Annotated in this window: 8 protein-coding genes; 2 read left to right on the top strand and 6 right to left on the bottom strand. The window is 55.2% G+C overall.

The annotated features are described in order from the left end of the window. Positions 1 to 143: 143 nt before the first annotated feature. Positions 144 to 437: a DUF1161 domain-containing protein gene (locus EYY67_RS03180; RefSeq protein WP_131692816.1), complete on the bottom strand. Its 294-nt coding sequence runs from the start codon at positions 435 to 437 to the stop codon at positions 144 to 146. A gap of 52 nt (positions 438 to 489) precedes the next feature. Continuing rightward, positions 490 to 858: a DUF1283 family protein gene (locus tag EYY67_RS03175; RefSeq protein ID WP_131692815.1), complete on the bottom strand. Its 369-nt coding sequence runs from the start codon at positions 856 to 858 to the stop codon at positions 490 to 492. A 132-nt stretch (positions 859 to 990) separates the two neighbouring features. On the opposite strand from EYY67_RS03175, the gene EYY67_RS03170 reads away from it, so the two are divergent. Beyond that, positions 991 to 1,317 carry a YnfA family protein gene (locus EYY67_RS03170; RefSeq protein WP_095922073.1) on the top strand — a complete coding sequence of 109 codons (327 nt, stop codon included), beginning with the start codon at positions 991 to 993 and terminating at the stop codon, positions 1,315 to 1,317. A gap of 4 nt (positions 1,318 to 1,321) precedes the next feature. Here EYY67_RS03170 and EYY67_RS03165 read toward each other — a convergent pair whose 3' ends face one another. Continuing rightward, positions 1,322 to 2,227 carry a LysR family transcriptional regulator gene (locus tag EYY67_RS03165; protein WP_095922072.1) on the bottom strand — a complete coding sequence of 302 codons (906 nt, stop codon included), beginning with the start codon at positions 2,225 to 2,227 and terminating at the stop codon, positions 1,322 to 1,324. 251 nt (positions 2,228 to 2,478) lie between these two features. On the opposite strand from EYY67_RS03165, the gene EYY67_RS03160 reads away from it, so the two are divergent. Next, positions 2,479 to 3,774 (top strand): NCS2 family permease, encoded by a 1,296-nt coding sequence (locus EYY67_RS03160; RefSeq protein ID WP_095922071.1) that lies wholly within the window; start codon positions 2,479 to 2,481, stop codon positions 3,772 to 3,774. Between the two features lie 123 nt (positions 3,775 to 3,897). Here the strand turns inward: EYY67_RS03160 and ydfG are convergent, their stop codons facing one another. The 3 genes from ydfG to EYY67_RS03145 form a co-directional block, all read right to left on the bottom strand. Then, the gene (gene ydfG, locus EYY67_RS03155; RefSeq protein WP_095922070.1) at positions 3,898 to 4,647 is read right to left on the bottom strand and encodes a bifunctional NADP-dependent 3-hydroxy acid dehydrogenase/3-hydroxypropionate dehydrogenase YdfG; all 750 of its coding nucleotides are present in this window, start codon (positions 4,645 to 4,647) and stop codon (positions 3,898 to 3,900) included. Positions 4,648 to 4,772: 125 nt separating this feature from the next. Next, complete coding sequence (locus EYY67_RS03150) at positions 4,773 to 5,828, bottom strand: aldo/keto reductase (RefSeq protein WP_119826096.1); 1,056 nt, start codon at positions 5,826 to 5,828, stop codon at positions 4,773 to 4,775. Between the two features lie 46 nt (positions 5,829 to 5,874). Next, the gene (locus tag EYY67_RS03145) at positions 5,875 to 7,320 is read right to left on the bottom strand and encodes an MFS transporter (RefSeq protein ID WP_095925142.1); all 1,446 of its coding nucleotides are present in this window, start codon (positions 7,318 to 7,320) and stop codon (positions 5,875 to 5,877) included. Positions 7,321 to 7,338: the final 18 nt, after the last annotated feature.

Raw genomic sequence — 7,338 nt, 5'->3', positions numbered from 1 at the left:
AATTTGCTCCCTCCCCTGCGAAGGGGAGGGTTGGGGTGGGGTATTAAAGATTAATCAATTAGTTAATGTTTGATTCGGACAGGGGTATACCATTAAAACCCCCTCCCAACCTCCCCCTTCGCAGGGGGAGGAGAAAGGCATTATCACTGAGAATCCTGACTCGTCCCTGTCTCAGGACTTGCCGCTGAAGTCTCTCCCGCGTCAGCGGTTTTGGTATACACAATTTTCTGGCTGTCATTGCCGCAATGGCCGACAACCTGACCGCCGGATTGTTCGGCCTGATCATTTGGCACGATATCCAGTTTGAAACCTGATTCAGGCAAACCGTTTGCCACGATTTTCTGGGTAATGTCAGCTTTGACGCTTTCACAGGAAGCCTGTGCCAGCAGCGGTGCGAACATAACGACAGCAAGACCCGCCAAGAGTGTCTTTTTCATCATTCATTCCTTTTATGAAAACCAGTGTACTTACCAGTTTAGCAGACAGGATTTACGGAGCCAGTAACTGACGGCCGGTACGGCGATCAAGGCAACGTTCGGTATTCGGTTCCCAGTACGCATTGATGTTCTGGCTGGCTTCACACTTGTCGCGCAGATCAACCGACTGGTCATATTTGGAGAAGTCTTTCTCGTTACGCTCATTTTTCATCGCGCGCAGACGCTGGGTTTCGTTCCATTGTTCTTTGCTCTGTCGGGCTTCTTCGTTGGACATGGCCTCATTGCCGCTTCCGCCAAAGACACAGGTCCCGCCCGCACAGTTGGTGGCAGCCTGAACAGGCGCCTGCCAGGCCGCTGTCATGACCAGCAAGGCAACCGGCAATACACTGCGGGTCATTCGGGTGATAAACGTTGTATTCATTAGCTAATCCTTTTAATTTACACATCGCTCAGGCGAATACTTCAATTATAACATCCCTCAGACTGACGTCATCCAAAGCCTGCAAACTGGTTGATTCACGATTGAACTACGGACTGTAAACCTGGCCTCATTATGCTCAAAACAACTTTACTGTTCTTTGCCACCGCGCTGGCGGAAATTATCGGCTGCTTTTTGCCCTATCTCTGGCTGCGTAAGGGCGGGAGCTTTTTGCTGTTATTGCCTGCTGCGCTCAGTCTGGCGGCGTTTGTCTGGCTGCTGACCCTGCATCCGGCGGCCAGCGGCAGGGTGTATGCCGCGTACGGTGGCGTTTATGTGATGACCGCCATGCTGTGGCTGCGGTTTGTCGATGGCGTGAAACTCAGCACCACCGACTGGCTGGGCGCGTGTGTGGCGCTGGCCGGGATGCTGATCATTATCTCTGGCTGGAAAAGCGCGTAATCCGTTATTGCGATAATCTTTCCATCATCACAATCACTTTCTGGATCACAATCTGCGCGGCACGCGACAACTGGCGGCGCGGAGCAACGCATAACGCCAGCGTCAGCGGTTTGGCGCTGCGACCCTGCAACGGCACAAACGCCAGCCGCTTTTCCTGTAAATCTGGCAGTACATCTAACAGACTCAGCACGCCGACACCGGCACCTTTGCGGATAAGTTCGCGCATCATGCGCACGTCATTACAGACAATCGACGGCGTTTCCAGAAGCTGATAGCGGTTATACAGCAGTTTGGCACGGGCATTCACCATCAGCGGTTCCGAGGGAATGATCTGGCGGTAAGAGGCGATATCACTGAACGACAGTGATGCCTGCTGCGAGAGGGTGTGGCCGACCGGCATGGCGATGCCGATGGGTAGTTCCGCGAAAGCGCGCACTTCCAGCCCGGTGTGTTCGACCGGATCCAGCAATAACCCGAAATCCACTTCCGCTGAACTGACCTGTTCGCTGATATTGCGGCTGTCTTCTATACGGATATCAAACGTCAGATAAGGGTGCTCTGCGCCCACCTCGGCAATCAGTTCCGCCACCATGCCTTCGCTGAGTGCGGCAATCATCGAAATCGTGACATGTCCGCGCCGCAGCCCCTGAATTTCGTCGAAACGTTCACGCGTGCGCGAAAACTCTTTTCGCCAGCGGCGGATATCATCGAACAGAATTTCCCCGGCGGAGGTCAGTTTCAGACCCGTGGGCAGGCGCTCAAACAGCGGGGTTTCCAGCGTCTGTTCGGCCTGCAGGATCTGCCGGTTGATGGCCGAGGCCGAGACGTGCAGCACTTCCGCTGCTTTGCGCAAACTTCCTGTTCGGGCGACTTCGGTGAAATATTGCGAAAACCGGGAGAATGGCGACATGGGTGTACTAATTTATGCAGTGAATAAGTGAGATATCTATTATGGACTGCATCACTCATTTTTCCTAGATTGTGCGATGCCCCTTTGTAAAACAATCACCTCAGGTTGTTTTGCGTGCAAAACGGGCAATGACAGGGTTCGTCAAAACACGTTTATGTGCGCGGTGCGTGTTTTGAAAAACAACACTAATAACAAGCGTGCACTTTGGTCACCCGATCAAAAGCTGTCACGCGACCAAGAGATTCCTTCTCATGTTAGAAAAACTATTTAAATTGAAAGCTCACCGTACCAACGTGCGGACTGAGATTGTGGCAGGACTCACTACATTTTTAGCAATGGCTTATATTCTGTTCGTTAACCCGTCTATTTTGGGCGCGACGGGGATGGATAAAGGCTCGGTATTTGTGGCAACGTGTCTTGCTGCCGCAATCGGTTCCGCACTGATGGGCTTTATTGCCAACTACCCGATCGCACTGGCGCCGGGCATGGGGTTAAACGCCTTCTTCACCTACACCGTGGTTCTGCATATGGGTTACACCTGGCAGATCGCACTGGGTGCTGTTTTCCTTTCTGCCTGTATCTTCTTTGCGTTATCGATCTTTAAAATTCGCGAATGGATTATCCGCAGCATTCCGTTGCCGCTGCGTTCGGCGATTGCCGCCGGTATCGGGTTATTCCTCGCGCTGATTGCGCTGGAAAACGCCGGTATCGTGGTGGCTAACCCGGCCACGCTGGTGGGTCTGGGCGATCTGACCAAACCGGGTCCGCTGTTTGCCATGCTGGGCTTCATTGTGATTGTGGTGCTGGAAGCACGCAAAGTGACAGGCGCGGTACTGATCGGCGTGCTGGGCGTGACGATTCTGGCGATTGCGCTGGGCTACTCACCGTTTGGCGGCGTGATGTCCATGCCGCCATCCATTGCACCGACCTTTATGCAGCTGGATATCAAGGGCGCGTTCAACGTTTCCCTGATTAGCGTGGTGTTTGCATTCCTGTTTGTGGATGTGTTCGATAACTCCGGTACCCTGATTGGCGTGACTAAACGTGCCGGTCTGGCTGACGAAGATGGCAACATCCCGAAAATGGGCCGTGCGCTGGTCGCTGACAGTGCGGCTGCGCTGTTCGGGTCACTGCTCGGGACGTCCACGACTACCAGTTACATCGAATCGGCGGCAGGCGTGAGCGCCGGTGGTCGTACCGGTCTGACGGCGATTGTGGTGGCGATTTTGTTCCTGCTGAGCCTGTTCTTTGCTCCGCTGGCGGGTAGCGTTCCGGCCTTTGCCACCGCACCGGCGCTGCTGTTTATCGCAGTGCTGATGACCTCTGGTCTGGCTGAAATCGACTGGAAAGACATCACCGTGGCTGCACCTGTCACCGTGACGGCGCTGACCATGCCATTCACCTATTCGATCGCCAACGGTATCGCGTTTGGTTTCATCACCTGGACGCTGGCAAAACTGCTGACCGGCCGCGCGCGTGAGCTGAATGCGGCGCTGGTGGTGTTGTCGATTCTGTTTGTGATCAAACTGGGTTGGCTGAGCGCGTAAAAAAACGCGGGATCAGTCAGAAGGGCGCGGGCAGGTTTGCCGCGCCTTTTTTGTGGGCTTGACAAAATCAGGCAATAAAAAAAGCAGCCGGAGCTGCTTTCTCTTTCAAATCAGGAGTCCACATCACCCTTCGCGATGTACCTGCAAACCGGCGAGGGACTGGCTGACTGGCATCATCTCGATGCTGTTGATGTTGACGTGCGCTGGCAGGGTGGATGCCCAGAATACCGATTCCGCGACGTCTGCTGCGGTCAGCGGGTTGGTATTGTCATAGGTTTTGCTGACTTTTTCATCGTCGCCTTTGAAGCGTACGTTGGAGAATTCAGTGCCGCCGCACAGGCCCGGTTCGATGTTGGTGACGCGGACGTGAGTACCGTGCAGATCGGTGCGCAGGTTCAGGCTGAACTGGCGTACGAAGGCTTTGGTTGCGCCATACACGTTACCGCCCGCATAAGGCCAGTTGCCTGCGGTGGAACCGATGTTGATCACATGCCCGGTATTGCGTTCTACCATTCCCGGCAGCACGGCACGGGTCATGTACACCAGACCTTTGGTGTTGGTGTCGATCATTTTGTCCCAGTCTTCCAGCGACGCTTTGTCGGCTTTTTCCATACCGAGAGCCAGACCGGCGTTGTTGACCAGTACGTCGATATTGCGCCATTCCGCGGGGAGGCTGGCGATAGCTTCATCGATAGACGCGCGGTTCGTCACGTCCAGCTCAACGGCATACAGGGCATCGCCCAGTTCCGCTTTCAGATCGTCCAGACGCTCTTTGCGGCGGCCGGTGGCAATCACTTTGTGACCTTCTTTAACAAACTTACGTGCGATTTCAGCACCAAATCCGGCGGTGGCGCCGGTAACAAAAATAATCATCCCGGTATTCCTCTGTATTTAAGCAAGATGCGCACGAAGCACACCAAAGAACTCTGTAAGTATTAACACAAAAATAACGAGACCGGCATAGTCAACCGGTCTCAGTGCGTATCATTTTGTTGCGGTTACTTTTTTAAATACGGCGCAATCAGCGATAAATCTGCCGGAGATAAACGATCCGGTGCGGTCTGCGCCTGATGCCAGTAAGGATACAACAATGGCAACTGACTGACTTGATTAAGTCGTTCAATTTCATCGTTATTGAGGCTTAATTCTGCGGCACGCAGGTTATCCTGCAACTGGGTGTCGTTACGCGCCCCGACAATCACGGAAGTGACCTGCGGACGGGCAATCAGCCACGCCAGCGCGATTTGGGCGGCTGAAACGCCGCGTGCTTCGGCGATATCCACCAGCACATCCACCACGTCATACAGCGCGCTTTCGTCACGTACCGGCGGTTCGCCCCAGTCGGCCAGATGGCGGGTGCCTTCCGGTGCCGCCTGATTGCGGCGATATTTCCCGGAAAGCAATCCGCCTGCCAGCGGACTCCAGACCAGCACGCCCAGCCCCTGATCCTGCGCGGCGGGCAGCAGTTCATATTCCGCTTCGCGCGCCTGCAGGGTGTAATGGATTTGCTGGCTGACCGGACGGATGTAGTGATTTGCCTCTGCCACGCCGAGGGTTTTCATCACATGCCAGGCGGAAAAGTTGGAGACACCGACATAACGCACTTTACCGCTGCTGACCAGATCGTCGAGCGCGCGCAAGGTTTCTTCCAGCGGGGTCAGGCCGTCCCATTCATGCAGCTGATACAAATCCAGATAATCCGTGCCCAGACGCTTCAGGCTGGCTTCGCAGGCGCGCAGGATATGATGGCGGGATGAGCCGCGGTCGTTCGGGCCGTCACCCATCGGGAAGCGGGCTTTACTGGCGACCAGCACCTCGTGGCGTTTGCTGCCCAGTGCTTTGCCGAGGATCACTTCTGATTCACCGCCTGAATAGACATCAGCGGTATCAAACAGATTAATCCCGGCATCAAGGCACAAGCCGATCTGGCGCTGTGCCGCCTCAACGTCAGTTTGCCCGGTTTTGGCAAATTTCCCCTGACCACCAAACGTCATGGTGCCCAGGCTTAAAACTGAAACTTTCAGGCCGGAACGGCCTAACAGACGGTATTCCATGGTTTAGCTCCATTTTTCGGATACGTAATTTCAGTCTGGCTGCGCCTTATTTTTCCGGTACAGCCGGTCGGGGTACAGATTCTTTTTTACGACGTATTTCATCGCCTGCCGTTTTGTCCAGCGTCAGGCTGTCGAGCGTGCCGGCCAGTGAAAACAGGCCAATGATGATAAAAGCGATGTGAAACGTGCCGGTCTGCAAGGTGTCGCTGGCGGGCAGAAAATGTTCCGCAAGGCGCAGGGAAAGCGCACCGATGGCGATCCCCAGACCGGTGGAAAGCTGCTGCGCGGTATTAAACAGTGTGTTCGCGCCGCCCATTTGTTCCGAAGGCACCTGAGAAAAGGCCAGCGTGTTAAGCGCGGTAAACTGCATCGAGCGGCTCATCCCGCTGGCAAACAGCAGTAACAGCGTCAGCGCCGTCGGCACCTCGGGCGTCAACAGCGCACAGGCAAAAATGGTCGCGGAATTGATCAGGCCGTTAACCAGCATAATCGACTTAAAGCGGAAGCGGTGCAGAATCGGTGATGTAAAAGGCTTCATCGCCAGATTTCCGGCAAACACCGACAGCACCAGCAGACCGGCATCAAATGCACTCATGCCATAACCCAGCTGGAACATCAGCGGCAGCAGGAAAGGCAGGGCGCCGATGGCAACACGGAACAGCGAACCGCCGTAAATCGTGACAGCGTAACTTTTAATTTTCAATGCCGTCAGCGGCAGTAACGGATGCGCAGCCCGGCGCGAATGCCAGACTGCCAGCGCCCCCATCATCACCGCGCCGGTTACCATCGACACCGGCTTCCAGTCGATATTGCCCTGATTAAACATGTCCAGCCCGAAGATTAACCCGAGACATGCCGCGCCGGTCAGCACGAAACCGGTGATATCAAAGGGCACGCCTTTCTCACCGGGCACCTGCGGGATCAGTTTACGGCTGTATAGCAGGGCGATAATCCCGAGCGGCACATTGAGAATAAATATCCAGTGCCACGACGCATAGGTCGTGATAAACCCGCCGAGCGGCGGCCCGAGGATGGGCGCGACCAGCCCCGGCCAGGTGATGGTGGCGATGGCGCGGATGAGATCCGACTTTTGGGTGTTTTTCAGTACCACTAAACGCCCGACCGGCACCATCAGCGCACCGGCAAATCCCTGCAACATGCGCGCGGCGGTAAAGGTCGGCAGACTGGTACTGGCGGAACACAGCACTGAGGCGAGGGTGAACAAAATCAGCGCCAGCGAGAAGACATTACGGGTGCCGAAACGGTTAGCAATCCAGCCGCTGGCGGGAATAAATACCGTGAGCGTCAGAATATAGGCCGAAACGCCGATGTTCATGTCCACCGGATGCACGCCGAAATCTTTCGCCATCTGCGGCAGCGCGGTCACGATCACCGTGGCGTCGAGGTTTTCCATAAAGAACGCCCCTGCGACCAGCAACGGCAGTGCGGAACCCGGCGGAAGTGAGAATTTTTTGTTTGAGAAGAAGCCCATAGACAGTAAGCGCGCTAA

The organism is Rahnella victoriana, from assembly GCF_004330295.1.
GTDB classification, from domain to species: Bacteria; Pseudomonadota; Gammaproteobacteria; order Enterobacterales; family Enterobacteriaceae; genus Rahnella; species Rahnella victoriana.
Note: the sequence above shows the minus strand (reverse complement) of the source record. Positions and strands in the feature narration are given on the sequence as shown.

Excerpts from the sequence above, each read along its gene's own strand:
- ydfG (WP_095922070.1), bottom strand. The coding sequence starts at position 4,647 with ATGATTATTTTTGTTACCGGCGCCACCGCCGGATTTGGTGCTGAAATC.
- EYY67_RS03175 (WP_131692815.1), bottom strand. The coding sequence starts at position 858 with ATGAATACAACGTTTATCACCCGAATGACCCGCAGTGTATTGCCGGTT.
- EYY67_RS03165 (WP_095922072.1), bottom strand. The coding sequence starts at position 2,227 with ATGTCGCCATTCTCCCGGTTTTCGCAATATTTCACCGAAGTCGCCCGA.
- EYY67_RS03160 (WP_095922071.1), top strand. The coding sequence starts at position 2,479 with ATGTTAGAAAAACTATTTAAATTGAAAGCTCACCGTACCAACGTGCGG.
- EYY67_RS03180 (WP_131692816.1), bottom strand. The coding sequence starts at position 437 with ATGAAAAAGACACTCTTGGCGGGTCTTGCTGTCGTTATGTTCGCACCG.
- EYY67_RS03145 (WP_095925142.1), bottom strand. The coding sequence starts at position 7,320 with ATGGGCTTCTTCTCAAACAAAAAATTCTCACTTCCGCCGGGTTCCGCA.
- EYY67_RS03150 (WP_119826096.1), bottom strand. The coding sequence starts at position 5,828 with ATGGAATACCGTCTGTTAGGCCGTTCCGGCCTGAAAGTTTCAGTTTTA.
- EYY67_RS03170 (WP_095922073.1), top strand. The coding sequence starts at position 991 with ATGCTCAAAACAACTTTACTGTTCTTTGCCACCGCGCTGGCGGAAATT.